This is a genomic window from Aquabacterium sp. OR-4, assembly GCF_025290835.2.
Classification (GTDB): Bacteria; Pseudomonadota; Gammaproteobacteria; order Burkholderiales; family Burkholderiaceae_C; genus Pseudaquabacterium.
On the sequence record NZ_JAOCQD020000002.1, the window covers coordinates 37,252 to 52,563 of the forward strand.

14 protein-coding genes and 1 tRNA gene are annotated in these 15,312 nt (G+C 65.5%); all 15 read right to left on the reverse strand.

Annotated elements, in window-relative coordinates; translation table 11 throughout:
* Positions 1-93: 93 nt before the first annotated feature.
* Positions 94-1,575 carry an NADH-quinone oxidoreductase subunit NuoN gene (nuoN, locus tag N4G63_RS12375; RefSeq protein WP_260785790.1) on the reverse strand — a complete coding sequence of 494 codons (1,482 nt, stop codon included), beginning with the start codon at positions 1,573-1,575 and terminating at the stop codon, positions 94-96.
* A gap of 34 nt (positions 1,576-1,609) precedes the next feature.
* A complete protein-coding gene (locus N4G63_RS12380) occupies positions 1,610-3,091 on the reverse strand; it encodes an NADH-quinone oxidoreductase subunit M (RefSeq protein ID WP_260785791.1) in 1,482 nt (493 codons plus the stop codon).
* Positions 3,092-3,113: 22 nt separating this feature from the next.
* Entirely contained in the window at positions 3,114-5,147 is a 2,034-nt protein-coding gene (gene nuoL / locus N4G63_RS12385) for an NADH-quinone oxidoreductase subunit L (protein ID WP_260785792.1), read from the reverse strand.
* A gap of 21 nt (positions 5,148-5,168) precedes the next feature.
* Entirely contained in the window at positions 5,169-5,486 is a 318-nt protein-coding gene (gene nuoK, locus N4G63_RS12390) for an NADH-quinone oxidoreductase subunit NuoK (protein WP_260785793.1), read from the reverse strand.
* Positions 5,483-6,127, reverse strand: a complete 645-nt coding sequence (locus N4G63_RS12395) for an NADH-quinone oxidoreductase subunit J (protein ID WP_260785794.1) — start codon at positions 6,125-6,127, stop codon at positions 5,483-5,485. Before N4G63_RS12395 ends, nuoK begins: the two co-directional genes overlap by 4 nt.
* Before the next feature lie 147 nt (positions 6,128-6,274).
* Complete coding sequence (gene nuoI, locus N4G63_RS12400; RefSeq protein ID WP_260785795.1) at positions 6,275-6,772, reverse strand: NADH-quinone oxidoreductase subunit NuoI; 498 nt, start codon at positions 6,770-6,772, stop codon at positions 6,275-6,277.
* A gap of 7 nt (positions 6,773-6,779) precedes the next feature.
* Positions 6,780-7,841, reverse strand: coding sequence for an NADH-quinone oxidoreductase subunit NuoH (nuoH, locus tag N4G63_RS12405; RefSeq protein ID WP_260785796.1), 1,062 nt, complete (start codon positions 7,839-7,841; stop codon positions 6,780-6,782).
* Between the two features lie 2 nt (positions 7,842-7,843).
* On the reverse strand, positions 7,844-10,168 hold the full coding sequence (gene nuoG, locus N4G63_RS12410; RefSeq protein WP_260785797.1) for an NADH-quinone oxidoreductase subunit NuoG: 2,325 nt from the start codon (positions 10,166-10,168) through the stop codon (positions 7,844-7,846).
* Between the two features lie 96 nt (positions 10,169-10,264).
* Positions 10,265-11,602 carry an NADH-quinone oxidoreductase subunit NuoF gene (nuoF, locus tag N4G63_RS12415; protein ID WP_260786684.1) on the reverse strand — a complete coding sequence of 446 codons (1,338 nt, stop codon included), beginning with the start codon at positions 11,600-11,602 and terminating at the stop codon, positions 10,265-10,267.
* An 11-nt stretch (positions 11,603-11,613) separates the two neighbouring features.
* On the reverse strand, positions 11,614-12,141 hold the full coding sequence (locus tag N4G63_RS12420) for an NADH-quinone oxidoreductase subunit NuoE family protein (protein WP_260785798.1): 528 nt from the start codon (positions 12,139-12,141) through the stop codon (positions 11,614-11,616).
* The gene (locus N4G63_RS12425) at positions 12,138-13,391 is read right to left on the reverse strand and encodes an NADH-quinone oxidoreductase subunit D (RefSeq protein ID WP_260785799.1); all 1,254 of its coding nucleotides are present in this window, start codon (positions 13,389-13,391) and stop codon (positions 12,138-12,140) included. Before N4G63_RS12425 ends, N4G63_RS12420 begins: the two co-directional genes overlap by 4 nt.
* Before the next feature lies 1 nt (position 13,392).
* The gene (locus N4G63_RS12430; protein WP_260785800.1) at positions 13,393-13,992 is read right to left on the reverse strand and encodes an NADH-quinone oxidoreductase subunit C; all 600 of its coding nucleotides are present in this window, start codon (positions 13,990-13,992) and stop codon (positions 13,393-13,395) included.
* A 21-nt stretch (positions 13,993-14,013) separates the two neighbouring features.
* Positions 14,014-14,493, reverse strand: coding sequence for a NuoB/complex I 20 kDa subunit family protein (locus tag N4G63_RS12435; protein ID WP_260785801.1), 480 nt, complete (start codon positions 14,491-14,493; stop codon positions 14,014-14,016).
* A gap of 55 nt (positions 14,494-14,548) precedes the next feature.
* Positions 14,549-14,908 (reverse strand): NADH-quinone oxidoreductase subunit A, encoded by a 360-nt coding sequence (locus N4G63_RS12440; RefSeq protein ID WP_314599751.1) that lies wholly within the window; start codon positions 14,906-14,908, stop codon positions 14,549-14,551.
* A gap of 166 nt (positions 14,909-15,074) precedes the next feature.
* Positions 15,075-15,159, reverse strand: a tRNA-Leu gene (locus N4G63_RS12445).
* Between the last annotated feature and the right edge of the window lie 153 nt (positions 15,160-15,312).

The window sequence follows — 15,312 nt, forward strand, 5'->3', positions numbered from 1 at the left end:
ACACCCGCCGGACAGCCGCCGCGATACCGGCCCGGGCGGCGCGCCGGCGCCGGCCCGCTGCAGGTGTGGCGCCGAAGGCGTGGCGGGCGGGGATCAAGTCGCCAGCGCGCGCAGGATGGCGTCGCGGCACATGCCCATCAGACCACCCGGCAGCAGGCCGAAGCCCAGCACGGCCGCACCATTGAGTGCCAGCAGCGCGCTGATGCCGCTGCCGCGCACCGGGCGCGAGGCATCGGTGGGGGCATCGAAGTACATCACCTTCACCACCCGCAGGTAGTAGAAGGCGCCGATCAGGCTCAGCAGCACCGCCGCCACGGCCAGGCCGATGTAGAACGGCAGGTTGGTGGTGATCAGCGCCTGCAGGATGGCCAACTTGGCGTAGAAGCCCACCATCGGCGGCAGGCCGGCCAGCGAGAACATGAAGATCGACATCATGCCGGCCAGCCACGGCGAGCGCTTGTTGAGGCCGGACAGATCGGAGATCTCCTCGGCCTCGAAACCCTGGCGGCTGAGGAACATGATCAGGCCGAAGGTGCCCAGCGTGGTGATCACGTAGGTCACGGCATAGAACATCGCCGACGAGTAGGCGTTGCCGGCCGACAGCGTGTTGTTGTTGACCACGCCGGCGGTCATGCCCAGCAGCATGAAGCCCATCTGCGAGATGGTGGAGTAGGCCAGCATGCGCTTCAGATTGGTCTGCGCAATGGCCGCCAGGTTGCCCACCACCAGCGAGCACACCGCCAGCACCACCATCATCTGCTGCCAGTCGACCGCCAGGCCCAGCATGCCCTCCACCAGCAGGCGGATGGTGATGGCAAAAGCCGCCAGCTTGGGCGCGCCGCCGATCATCAGCGTGACCGCCGTGGGCGCGCCCTGGTAGACATCAGGCACCCACATGTGGAACGGCACCACGCCCAGCTTGAAGGCCAGGCCGGCCACCACGAAGACCACGCCGAAGGTCAGCACCGTGGCGTTAATGCGGCCGGTGCCGATGGCAGCGAAGACCTCGTTGATCTCGAGAGACCGGGTGGCGCCGTACATCATCGACAGGCCGTAGAGCAGGAAGCCCGAGGCCAGCGCGCCCAGCACGAAGTACTTCATGGCCGCCTCGGTGGACACGCCATGGTCACGGCGCAGCGCCACCAGCGCATACAGCGACAGGCTCATCAGCTCGAGGCCGATGTAGACCACCAGGAAGTTGTTGGCCGAGACCATCACCGCGATGCCCAGCAACGCAAACAGCGACAGCGAGAAGAACTCGCCCTTGAGCATGTCGCGTGCGGCGATGTAGGGCTGCGCGTAGGCGATCGACACCATCGTGGCCACCACCGCGAAGAAGGCCAGCAGGTGCCCCATCGGGTCGCTGACCATCATGCGCTGCATGCCGTACACGGTGGCGCCGTCGTTGTAGTACGCCAGGTGCATGGCGGCCACGGCGGCCAGGCCCAGCTGGGCCAGCCAGAAGGTGGGGCGGCGCTGCTCGTCGGTGACGAACAGGTCGAGCATCGCCACGGCGCAGGCCACCAGCAGCAGCAGCGCCTCGGGGTAGACGACGAGCCAGTTCATTGCATTCATGTTCTTGGGTCCTGGTGCTGAAGCTGGGCCGAACTCATTGCAGCTTGGAGGCGGCCACGTGCTTGAGCAGCTCGGTCACCGAGGTGTGCATCACGTCGGTGAAGGGCTTGGGATACACACCCATCCACAGCGTGGCGATCGCCAGCACCGCCATCAGCAAAAACTCGCGGGCGTTCAGGTCGGTGAGCTGGCGCACCTCGTCGTTGGTGATCGGGCCGAAGTACACGCGCTTGTACATCCACAGCGTGTAGGCGGCACCGAACACCAGCGCGGTGGCAGCCAGCGCACCCAGCCAGAAGTTCACCTTCACCGTGCCCAGGATCACCATCCACTCGCCGACAAAGCCGCCGGTGGCCGGCAGGCCGCAGTTGGCCATGGCGAAGAACAGGGCGAAGGCCGCGAACTTGGGCATGGTGTTGACCACCCCGCCGTAGGTGGCGATGTCGCGGCTGTGCACCCGGTCATAGAGCACGCCGATGGCCAGGAACATGGCACCCGAGACGAAGCCGTGGCTGATCATCTGCACGATGGCGCCCGAGACGCCGAGCTCGTTGAAGACGAAGAAGCCCAGTGTCACGAAGCCCATGTGCGCGATGGACGAATAGGCCACCAGCTTCTTCATGTCCTGCTGCACCAACGCCACCAAGCCGATGTAGATCACCGCGATCAGGCTCAGGGCGATGATGAACCAGTCGTACTCACGCGAGGCATCGGGCGCGATGGGCATCGAAAAGCGCAGAAAGCCGTAGGCGCCCAGCTTCAGCATGATGGCCGCCAGCACCACCGAGCCGCCGGTGGGCGCCTCGACGTGGGCATCGGGCAGCCAGGTGTGCACCGGCCACATCGGCACCTTGACCGAGAAGGCCGCGAAGAAGGCGAAGAACAGCAGCGCCTGCACGTTCAGCGGCAGCGGCAGCTTGTGCCAGGTGGCGATGTCGAAGCTGCCACCCGACTTGTAGTACAGGTAGATCAGCGCCACCAGCATCAGCAGCGAGCCGGCCAGCGTGTACAGGAAGAACTTGAACGCCGCATACACCCGGCGCGGGCCACCCCAGATGCCGATGATGATGTACATCGGCAGCAGCGTGGCCTCGAAGAACACGTAGAACAGCAGGCCGTCGGCCGCGCTGAACACGCCCACCATCAGGCCCGACAGGATCAGGAACGCGCCCATGTACTGGTGCACGCGGTCGGTGATGACCTCCCACGCGGCGATGACCACGATCACCGTGATGAACGCGGTGAGCAGCACGAACCACACCGAGATGCCGTCCACGCCCAGGTGGTAGCGCACATTGAAGCGCTCGATCCACGGCAGGTTCTCCTGGAACTGCAGCGCCGCGGTGTCGAGCTGGAAGCCCGTGATCAGCGGCAGCGTGACCAGAAAGCTGATCAGCGCGCCCAGCAGCGCCACCCGGCGCACCGTGACCGCGTTGTCGTCGCGGCCGATGGCCAGCAGCAGGATGCCGAACGCGATCGGCAGCCAGATTGAAACACTCAGAAGACCAAAGCCCATTCTTGTTCTCCGCCCTGCCCGATCAGTGGCCGGCCATGCCGGACAGCGCCGGCCACAATTGCCAGGTCAGCAGGCCGAACACGCCCAGCAGCATCACCAGGGCATACCAATAGAGGTGACCGGTCTGCACCAGCCGGGTGAGGCCGGCCACCACGCCCACCAGGCGCGCCGAGCCGTTGATCAGCAGGCCGTCGATCACCGCCTGGTCGCCGCCCTTCCACAGGCCGCGACCCAGCAGGCGCGCCCCGGCCGACAGCACATGCTCGTTGAACCAGTCGAAGAAGTACTTGTTCTCGAGCACCACGATCAGCGGCCGCAGCACGCGGGCAAACATCGCCGGGATGGCCGGCGCGACCATGTAGAACACATAGGCCGTGACCACCCCGCCCAGCGCCAACCAGAACGGCAGCGTCTGCACGCCGTGCACCGCCATGGCGGCAGCGCCATGGAAGTGCTGGGCCAGCTCGGCCATGGCCGGATGGCGCGACAGGTCGACAAAGATCGAGTCCTTGAAGAAGTCGCCGTACAGCATCGGCTGGATGGCCAGGTAGCCGATCACCACCGAAGGGATGGCCAGCAGCACCAGTGGCAGTGTCACCACCCAGGGCGACTCGTGCGGCGTGTGGTCGTGGCCATGGCCGTGGTCGTCGTGGTGATCGTCGTGCGCGTCTTCCGGCGGGAACGGCTTGTGGTGGAAGTGCTCCTTGCCGTGGAAGACCAGGAAGTACATCCGGAACGAGTAGAAGGCGGTGACGAACACCCCGGCCACCACCGCGTAGTAGGCCCAGTGCGCAGCCGGCAGACGGCTGGCATGCACCGCCTCGATGATCGAATCCTTCGAATAGAAGCCGGCGAAGAACGGCGTGCCGATCAGCGCCAGGCTGCCCAGCAGCGAGGTGATCCAGGTGATCTTCATGTGCTTCCACAGGCCACCCATGTTGCGGATGTCCTGATCGTGGTGCATGCCCATGATCACCGAGCCGGCGCCCAGGAACAGCAGCGCCTTGAAGAACGCGTGGGTCATCAGGTGGAACACCGCCACCGAGTAGGCCGAGACGCCCAGCGCCACGGTCATGTAGCCCAGCTGCGACAGCGTGGAGTAGGCCACCACGCGCTTGATGTCGTTCTGGATGATGCCCAGGAAGCCCATGAACAAGGCGGTGATCGCGCCGATCACCAGCACGAAGTTCAGCGCCGTGTCGCTCAGTTCGAACAGCGGCGACATGCGCGCCACCATGAAGATGCCGGCCGTCACCATGGTGGCGGCGTGGATCAGCGCCGAGATCGGGGTCGGACCTTCCATCGAATCGGGCAGCCACACATGCAGCGGGAACTGCGCGCTCTTGCCCATGGCGCCGATGAACAGGCAGATGCAGGCCACCGTGATCAGCATCCAGTCGGTGCCCGGGAACAGCAGCCTGGCCAGATCGTTGGCCTTGGCGAAGGTCTCGCCGTAGTTCAGCGTGCCGGCGTAGGCGGCCAGCAGGCCGATGCCCAGGATGAAGCCGAAGTCGCCCACCCGGTTGACCAGGAAGGCCTTCATGTTGGCGAAGATGGCCGTCGGCTTGGTGTACCAGAAGCCGATCAGCAGGTACGACACCAGGCCCACGGCTTCCCAGCCGAAGAACAGCTGCAGGAAGTTGTTGCTCATCACCAGCATGAGCATCGAGAAGGTGAACAGCGAGATGTAGGCGAAGAAGCGCTGGTAGCCCGGATCCTCGTGCATGTAGCCGATGGTGTAGACGTGCACCATCAGCGACACGAAGGTCACCACGCACATCATCATCGCGGTGAGACCATCGACCAGGAAGCCGACTTCCATCTTGAAGTCGCCAAGCACCATCCATTCGTACACGGTGCCCGAGTAGCGGGCGCCGTGGATGACATCGTTGAGCGTCATCACCGAGATCACCAGGGCGACCAGCACGCCCAGGATGGTGACGGTGTGCGCTCCGGCGCGGCCGATGGCCTTGCCGAAGAAGCCGGCGAGCGTGGCGCCGACCAGCGGTGCCAGCGGCACTGCCAGCAGCAGCGTGGGGTTCAGTTGTGCAGCCATGTTGTTCTACCGTGCCCCGCCTCAGCCCTTGAGCGTGTCGAGTTCGGCGACGTTGATCGTGGCGCGGTTGCGGAACAACACCACCAGGATCGCCAGGCCGATGGCCGATTCGGCCGCCGCCACCGTGAGGATGAAGAACACGAACACCTGGCCGCCCATGTCGCCCAGATAGTGCGAGAAGGCCACGAAGTTCATGTTGACCGCCAGCAGCATCAGCTCGATGGCCATCAGCAGCACGATCAGGTTGCGCCGGTTCATGTAGATGCCGATCACCGACAGCGCGAACAGCAGGCCACCCAGCGACAGGTAGTGGCCCAGCGTGATGGAACCGAGACTCATGCCTTCTTCTCCTCGCCAGCGGCGGCTGCGGCGGCGGCCGGTGCGTCGACCACGGCCGGCATCTTGACGATGCGCACGCGGTCGGCCTTGCGGGCCTTGACCTGCTCGGCCGGGTCCAGGTAGCGGCTGTCCTTGCGGCGGCGCAGCGTGAGCGCCACCGCGGCCACGATGGCCACCAGCAGCAGCACCGCGGCCAGCTGCACCGGGTACAGGTACTTGGTGTAGATCTCGATGCCCAGCAGGCGGGTGTTGCCCAGCTTGGCCAACGCGGGGTCGAGCGCCGGCGCCTCGGTGAGCCGGAAGCCGCCCATCAGCACCATGGCCATCTCGAGCGCGATCACCGCGCCGATCAGGCCGGCCAGCGGCATGTGCTTCCAGAAGCCCTCCCGGAAGTCATCCGAGTTCAGATCGAGCATCATCACCACGAACAGGAACAGCACCATCACCGCGCCCACATACACCAGCACCAGCGTGATGGCCAGGAACTCGGCTTTCAGCAGCATCCAGATGACGGAGGCGTTGGCGAACGCCAGCACCAGAAACAGGGCTGCGTGCACCGTGCTCCGCGCCGTGATGACACGGAACGAGGCGAACAGCAGCACGGCCGAGAAGAAGTAGAACAGTGCGCCAGTGGTTGTCATGGTCTTGTGCGCTTCATTTCGCGACCGAGCAGCGTGCAGCAGGCCTTGCCAGCCGATCGAGCCTGGGTCGGGACGCCACGCCGTACATCCGTACGGCGCGCATCGCCAATGCAGGATCGGCCGGCGCAGCAGCCTGGAGCGCGGCGCTCAGCGGTACTTGGCGTCGGCCTCCTTGTTGGCGGCAATGTCCTTCTCGTAGCGGTCGCCCACTGCGAGCAGCATGTCCTTGGTGAAGTACAGGTCGCCCCGCTTCTCACCGTGGTATTCGAAGATGTGCGTCTCGACGATCGAGTCGACCGGACAGCTTTCTTCGCAGAAGCCGCAGAAGATGCACTTGGTCAGGTCGATGTCGTAGCGCGTGGTGCGGCGCGTGCCGTCCTCGCGCACGCCGGCCTCGATGGTGATGGCCATCGCCGGGCACACCGCCTCGCACAGCTTGCAGGCAATGCAGCGCTCTTCGCCGTTCTCGTAGCGGCGCAGCGCATGCAGGCCGCGAAAACGCGGACTCAGCGGCGTCTTCTCTTCCGGGAACTGCACCGTGATCTTCTTGGCCCAGAAGTACTTGCCGGTGATCTTCAGGCCCTTGAACAACTCCAGCAGCATGAAGCTGGAGACGAAGTCTTTCAATGACGTCTGGGAAGCCATGGTGCTCTTACTTCCAGATGTTGAACGGGGTCTGCATCCACAGGCCCACCACCACCAGCCACACCAGCGTGACCGGGATGAAGATCTTCCAGCCCAGACGCATGATCTGGTCGTAGCGGTAGCGCGGGAACGAGGCCCGCACCCACAGGAACATGGTGACCACCACGAAGACCTTGGCCGCCAGCCAGATCCAGCCGGGGATGAAGTCAAGGAACGCAACCGGTGCCAGCCAGCCACCCAGGAACATGATCACGCACAGCGTCGAGACCAGGATCATGTTGGCGTATTCGGCCAGGAAGAACATCGCGAACGACATGCCCGAGTACTCGATCATGTGGCCGGCCACGATCTCCGACTCGCCTTCCACCACGTCGAACGGGTGCCGGTTGGTCTCGGCCAGGCCGGAGATGAAGTACACGACGAACACCGGCAGCAGCGGCAGCCAGTTCCAGCTGAGGAAGCCCAGGCCGGCCGAGGCCATCGTGCCCTGCCCCTGGCTGCTGACGATCTCGCTCATGTTCATCGAGCCGGTGACCATCAGCACCACCACCAGCGCGAAGCCCATCGCGATCTCGTAGCTCACCATCTGGGCCGATGCGCGCAGCGCGCCCAGGAAGGCGTACTTCGAGTTCGAGGCCCAGCCGGCAATGATCACGCCGTAGACCTCGAGCGAGGTGATGGCCATCAGGAACAGCAGGCCGGCGTTGACATTGGCCAGTGCCACCTCGGGGCCGAAGGGCACCACCGCCCAGGCCGCCAGCGCCGGCATGATGGTCATCACCGGGCCCAGGAAGAACAGGCCCTTGTTGGCGGCGGTGGGGCGGATGATCTCCTTGAAGATCAGCTTCACCGCATCGGCGATCGGGGTCAGCAGGCCGAACGGGCCAACCCGATTGGGGCCCGGACGCAGCTGGGTGAAGCCGATGCCCTTGCGCTCCCACAGCGTGAGGTAGGCCACCGAGATCAGCAGCGGCAGCAGCACCGCCACGATCTTGATCAGGCTCCAGACCACGAGCCACGGCGTAGCGCCGATCAGCGAGGCCCCGGCCTGGTTGAGTTGGTCGATCATGTTCAGGCTTTCTCCACCGCGATGGCGCCGAACATGGCACCGAGGGTGGCCGTCAGTGCATGGCCGGCGGGCACGCGCAGCACATTGGCGGCCAGCGTGGCGTCCGCCCGCGCCGGCAGCACCGCGCTGGCAGCGCCCTGGCTCAGCTTGACCCGCGCGCTGCCCTCACCCAGACCCAGCTGGGCCCACAGCGCGGTTGGCACGCCCACCACCGGCGCCTGCGCATCGGCGGTGTGCTGCAGGGCCGGGGCACGGCGCACCAGTGCGTCGGCGGCATAGATCGGCACGTCGGCAATGCGCTCAAGGCCGGTGGTCGGCGGGCTCAGGCCGATGGCGCCCGGCGCGCTGTTGTTCAGGCGTTGCGCGATGGCGGCCACATCCCCCACGGCCTCGGCGCGAACCTCTTCCACGGTTTCGTGGTTGAAGCCCTCGAGGCCGAGCAGGTTGCCCAGCACGCGCAGCACCTTCCAGGCCGGGCGGGCATCGCCCAGCGGCTTGGTGACACCGTGGAACGACTGCAGCCGCCCCTCGGCATTGACAAAGGCGCCACCGGTCTCGGTGAAGGGCGCGATCGGCAGCAGCACATCGGCGTTGTCGACCGCCGCGTCCTTGAACGAGGTAAGCGCCACCACCAGGCCGGCACCGGCCATGGCGGCACGGGCGGCGGCGGCGTCGGCGGCGTCGAGCACCGGCTCCACATCCAGCAGCAGCAGTGCCTTCATCGGCTGGCTCAGCATCTGGCCGGCGTTCAGGCCGCCGGCGCCGGGCAGCGCCTTGACCAGCTGCGCGCCCACGCTGTTGGCCGCCGCACCCAGGTAGCCCACGCTGGCACCGGTGTGCTCGGCAATCCACTGGGCCAGGGCCAGCAGCGTGGCGGCCTGGGGATGCTGGGCCGCCGCATTGCCCAGCAGCACAGCCTTGCGTTCACCGCTCAGCAGCGCCTGGGCGATGGCCTCGGCCTGGGCATTGACCATCGCGACCGCCGGGGCCGCCACCGACTTGGCGCTGGCAATGTAGCCCGCCACATCGGCCAGGGCCTGGGCCCAGGCGCTCGGCGCCGCGGTGAGCTGGGCCGCCACCGGCATGGCCCAGTCGTCGTGCACTGCGTTCAGGCTCAGCACCGCAGCGCCCTTGCGCGCGGCCTGGCGGATGCGCTGGGCGAACAGCGGATGGTCCTTGCGCAGGAACGAGCCAATCACGAAGGCGCAATCCAGCGTGGACAGCGCGGCGATCGGGCTGCCCAGCCACTGGGCCTGACCGGCCGGTGCCTGGTTGCTGAAATCGGCGTGGCGGGTGCGGAAGTCGATGCTCTCGCTGCCAAAGCCGCGCATCAGCTTGGCCAGCAGGTGCAGCTCTTCGACGGTGCGGTGGGCCGTGGCCAGCGCGCCGATGCCGCCCACGCCATGTTCAGCCTTCACGCGCTTCAGGCCATCGGCCACGTAGTTCAGCGCGGTGGTCCAGTCGACGGTCTGCCACTGGCCGCCTTGCTTGATCTGCGGCTGGGTGAGGCGTTGCGCGCTGTTGACGGCCTCGTAGCTGAAGCGGTCGCGGTCGGCGATCCAACATTCGTTGACGGCCTCGTTCTCCAGCGGCACCACGCGCAGCACCTGACCGTTCTTGACCTGCACGATCAGGTTGGCGCCGGTGCTGTCATGCGGGCTCACGCTCTTGCGGCGCGACAGCTCCCAGGTGCGGGCGCTGTAGCGGAAGGGCTTGCTGGTGAGCGCACCGACCGGGCAAATGTCGATCATGTTGCCCGACAGCTCGCTGTCGACCGTGCCACCGGTCATGGTGGTGATCTCGGAGTGCTCGCCACGGTGCACCATGCCGAGCTCCATCACGCCCGAGATCTCCTGCCCGAAGCGCACGCAGCGGGTGCAGTGGATGCAGCGGCTCATCTCTTCCATCGAGATCAACGGGCCCACGTTCTTGTGGAACACGACCCGCTTTTCTTCCTGGTAGCGCGAGGCGCTCTTGCCGTAGCCCACGGCCAGATCCTGCAGCTGGCACTCGCCGCCCTGGTCGCAGATGGGGCAGTCCAGCGGGTGGTTGATGAGCAGGAACTCCATCACCGACTGCTGGGCCTTGAGCGCCTTGTCGGACTTGGTGCGCACGATCATGCCCTGCGTCACCGGGGTGGCGCAGGCCGGCATCGGCTTGGGCGCCTTTTCCACATCCACCAGGCACATGCGGCAGTTGGCCGCAATGGACAGCTTGCGGTGGTAGCAGAAGTGCGGAATGGTGGTGCCGGCCGCATCGGCGGCATGCATCACCATGCTGCCTTCGGGCACCGAGACCTTCTGGCCGTCGAGTTCGATTTCGATCATTGGTTGCTCTGCTCTGCTCAGACGGCCTTCCGCCGGCCCACCTCAAGAAAGGCCAGCCCCTTCAGGGGGCGGCGAGGGACTCCGAGCGTGGGGGCCTCAGACATAAGCGGGGACGGTGCAGCTCTTGTGTTCGAGGTGGTGCACGAACTCGTCGCGGAAGTGCTTGAGCATGCCGCGCACCGGCATGGCCGCGGCATCGCCCAGCGCACAGATGGTGCGGCCCATGATGTTCTCGGCCACGTTGTCCAGCAAGGCCAGATCGTCGGCGCGGCCTTCGCCGTGCTCGATGCGGTTCACCAGGCGCCACAGCCAGCCGGTGCCTTCGCGGCAAGGCGTGCACTGGCCGCAGGACTCGTGCATGTAGAAGTAGCTCAGGCGCAGCAGGCTCTTGACCATGCAGCGCGTCTCGTCCATCACGATCACCGCACCCGAGCCCAGCATCGAGCCGGCCTTGCTGATGGAGTCATAGTCCATCGTGCAGTCCATCATCACGCTGGCGGGCAACACCGGCGACGACGAGCCACCGGGAATCACCGCCTTGAGCTTCTTGCCGCCCTTCACGCCACCGGCCAGCTCGAGCAGCTTGGCGAAGGGCGTGCCCATCGGGATCTCGTAATTGCCGGGGCGCTGCACGTCGCCCACCATCGAGAAGATCTTGGTGCCGCCGTTGTTCGGCTTGCCGCATTCGAGATAGGCCTGGCCGCCGTTGCGGATGATCCAGGGCACCGCCGCGAAGGTTTCGGTGTTGTTGATCGTGGTGGGCTTGCCGTACAGGCCGAAGCTGGCCGGGAACGGCGGCTTGAAGCGCGGCTGGCCCTTCTTGCCTTCCAGGCTTTCGAGCAGCGCGGTCTCTTCACCGCAGATGTAGGCGCCGAAGCCGTGGTGCGCGTGCAGCTGGAAGCTGTGCCGGCTGCCCAGGATGTTGTCACCCAGGTAGCCCGCGGCACGCGCCTCTTCAAGAGCCGCCTCGAAGCGATCGTAGACCTCGAAGATCTCGCCGTGGATGTAGTTGTAGCCCACCGAGATGCCCATCGCGTAGGCCGCGATGATCATGCCCTCGATGACGATGTGCGGGTTGTAGACCAGGATGTCGCGGTCTTTGCAGGTGCCCGGCTCGCCCTCGTCGGAGTTGCACACCAGGTACTTCTGCACCGGCAATGCGCGAGGCATGAAGCTCCACTTCAGGCCGGTGGGAAAGCCTGCACCGCCACGGCCGCGCAGGCCCGAACCCTTGACCTCGGCCACCACCTGGTCGGGCGTCATGCCGCCTTCAGCGGCCAGGATCTTGCGCAGCGCCTGGTAGCCGCCACGCGCCTCGTAGTCCTTCAGATGCCAGTTGCCGCCGTTCAGGCCGGCATAGATCTGCGGGTTGATGTGCCGGTCGTGGAAGCAGGTCTCCACGCCCTGGGCCTGGAACATCGAGAGATCGAGCATGGTGGGCGCGCTCACTTGGCCTGGGCCTTCAGGTGATCGACCAGCGCGTCGAGCCGGTCATTGCTCATGAAGCTGACCATCTGGCGGTCATTGACCAGGGCCACCGGCGCGTCGGCACAGGCGCCCAGGCATTCGCACTTGGCCACGGTGAACAGGCCGTCGGGCGTTGTGCCGCCGTCTTCAATGCCCAGCTTCTTCAGCACATGCTCGAGCGCCTGCTGGCCGTCGCGCAGCTGGCACGGCAGATTGGTGCAGACGTTGAGCTTGTAGCGCCCCACCGGGCGCTGGTTGTACATGTTGTAGAAGGTGGTGACCTCGCGCACGGCGATCGGCGCCATGCCCAGGTACACGGCAATGGCCGTCTCGGCCGCACCGCTGACCCAGCCTTCTTCCTGCTGCACGATGGCCAGGCAGGCCATCACGGCCGACTGGCGCTGCGCGGCCGGGTACTTGGCGACTTCCTTGTCGAAGCGCGCACGGGTGGCGTCCGACAGCGTGTATGTCACGGCCTGGGCCGGGGTGGCTGCTTGATTGCTCATCGATCGATCTCGCCGAACACGATGTCCATGGTGCCGATGATTGCCACCGCGTCGGCAATCATGTGGCCGCGGCTCATCTCGTCGAGCGCGGCCAGATGGGCAAAGCCCGGGGCACGGATCTTCAGGCGGTAAGGTTTGTTGGCACCGTCGCTGACAACGTAGATGCCGAACTCGCCCTTGGGGTGTTCCACCGCGGCGTAGGCCTCGCCTTCGGGCACGCGGAAACCTTCGGTGAAGAGCTTGAAATGGTGGATCAGCTCCTCCATGTTGCTCTTCATGTCGACCCGCGACGGCGGCGCCACCTTGTGGTTGGCGGTGATCACCGGGCCCGGGTTGGCACGCAGCCATTCGACGCACTGCTTGATGATGCGGTTGGACTGGCGCATCTCTTCCACGCGCACCAGATAGCGGTCGTAGGTGTCGCCGTTGACGCCCACCGGCACGTCGAAGTCCATGCGGTCATAGACGTCGTAGGGTTGCGTCTTGCGCAGATCCCACTCGATGCCCGATCCACGCAGCATGGCGCCGGTGAAGCCCAGGTTCAGCGCACGCTCGGGCGTGACCACACCGATGCCCACGGTGCGCTGCTTCCAGATGCGGTTGTCGGTGAGCAGGGTCTCGTACTCGTCCACCAAGGCCGGAAAGCGCTGCGTGAAGTCGTCGATGAAGTCCAGCAGCGAGCCCGAGCGGTTGGCGTTCAGGGCCTTGATCGCGCGCTCGTTCTTGATCTTGCTGACCTGGTACTGCGGCATGCTGTCAGGCAGATCGCGGTACACGCCACCCGGGCGGAAGTAGGCCGCGTGCATGCGCGCACCCGACACCGCCTCGTACATGTCGAACAGGTCTTCCCGCTCGCGGAAGCAGTAGATGCAGATGTTCATCGCACCGCAGTCCAGCCCGTGGCAGCCCAGCCACAGCAGATGGTTCAGCAGGCGCGTGATCTCGCTGAACATCACGCGGATGTACTGCGCGCGGATCGGCACGTCGATGCCCATCAGCTTCTCGATGGCCAGGCAGTAGGCGTGCTCGTTGCACATCATCGAGACGTAGTCCAGCCGGTCCATGTAGGGCAGCGACTGGATGAAGGTCTTGCTCTCGGCCAGCTTCTCGGTGGCGCGGTGCAGCAGGCCGATGTGCGGGTCGGCGCGCTGAATGACTTCGCCATCGAGCTCGAGCACCAGGCGCAGCACGCCGTGCGCAGCCGGGTGCTGGGGGCCGAAGTTCAGCGTGTAGTTCTTGATCTCAGCCATGTCAGTGGAGTCCGCCGTAGTTGTCTTCGCGGATGATGCGCGGCGTGATCTCGCGGGGCTCGATGGTGACCGGCTGGTAGATCACGCGCTTTTGCTCGGCGTCGTAGCGCATCTCGACATGGCCCGAGACCGGGAAATCCTTGCGCAGCGGGTGGCCGATGAAGCCGTAGTCGGTGAGGATGCGGCGCAGGTCGATGTGGCCTTCAAAAATCACGCCCACCATGTCGAAGGCTTCGCGCTCGAACCAGTTGGCGCCGCTCCAGACATCGGTGACCGAGGCCACCACCGGCAGTTCGTCATCGGGCGCAAACACCTTCAGGCGCACGCGCCAGTTCAGGCTCACGCTCATCAGGTGCGACACCACGCAGTAGCGCGGGCCTTCCCAGGGCTGGTCTTTCCAGCTGCTGAAGTCGAGCGCGCACAGGTCGATCAGCTGCTCGAACTTGAGCGACGGATCGTCGTGCAGGCGGCGCGACACGCTGAGGTAGTTGGCGGCCGCCACGGTGATCGTGATCTCGCCACGGTCGCGCTTGAAGGCCTGGATCTTGTCGCCGAGCGCGGCTTGCAGCGCGGCTTGCAGCTTGTCGAGACGTTGCGTCATGGATGCGTGAACCCGGATGCGTCAGGCGCGCGCGATGGTGTTTTCGCGGCGGATCTTGGCCTGCAGTTGCAGGATGCCGTAGAGCAGCGCCTCGGCCGTGGGCGGGCAGCCCGGCACGTAGACATCCACCGGCACGATGCGGTCGCAGCCGCGCACCACCGAGTAGCTGTAGTGGTAGTAACCGCCGCCATTGGCGCACGAGCCCATGCTCAGCACCCAGCGCGGCTCGGCCATCTGGTCGTACACCTTGCGCAGCGCCGGGCCCATCTTGTTGCACAGCGTGCCGGCCACGATCATCAGGTCGCTCTGGCGCGGACTGGGGCGAAACAGCATGCCGAAGCGGTCGATGTCGTAGCGCGCCGCGCCGGCGTGGATCATCTCCACCGCGCAGCAGGCCAGGCCAAAGGTCATCGGCCACAGCGAACCGGTCTTCGACCAGTTGATCAGCTTGTCGACCGAGGTGGTGACGAAGCCTTCCTTCAGAACGCCTTCGATGCCCATGCGTATTGTCCTTTTGGTCTTGTACCCAACGTTGCGCGTGTGCGGCCGGGGCCGGTCACTCCCAGTCGAGAGCGCCCTTCTTCCATTCGTAGACGAAGCCCACCACCAGGATGGTCAGGAAGATCATCATCGCCCAGAAGCCTGACGCACCGATGTCGCGCAGCGAAACCGCCCACGGAAACAGAAAGGCGATTTCCAGGTCGAACAGGATGAACAGGATGGCCACGAGGTAGTAGCGCACGTCGAACTTCATGCGCGCGTCTTCAAAGGCCTCGAAGCCGCACTCGTAGGGCGAGTTCTTCTGCGGATCGGGCCGCTGCGGGCCGAGCAGGAAACCCAGCACCTGCGGCGCAATGCCGACAAGCGTGCCGACCAGGATGAACAGGATGACAGGGAGGTACTGTTGCAGGTCCATGGTGTGCGGCGGCAGTGGTCGACAGAGATCATCCGGCCACAAAAAAGGCGCGCCTGCCCGCAGTGGTGAACCGCCCGCGACAGCGCGCCGCGCCTGCACCCGGCAACAGCGGCCGGTGCGTGCAAACCAGGGGCCGGATGAAGCCCTGGCCTGCCTAGAAATCCGATGGTGCCGTCGGCGAGACTCGAACTCGCACAGCTTTCGCCACTACCCCCTCAAGATAGCGTGTCTACCAATTTCACCACGACGGCATCGTGGGGCCCGTTGCCCCGCTTGACCGTTCAGCTTGCGTGAGGAATTGCTCGCTGAACAGCCGCAGATTCTATATCGAAGATTGCTGGCTTCTTGGGGTTTGCGCGAATGCTTGATGACAAACAGTCGCAAGGCATAGCCCGGGCACCTGC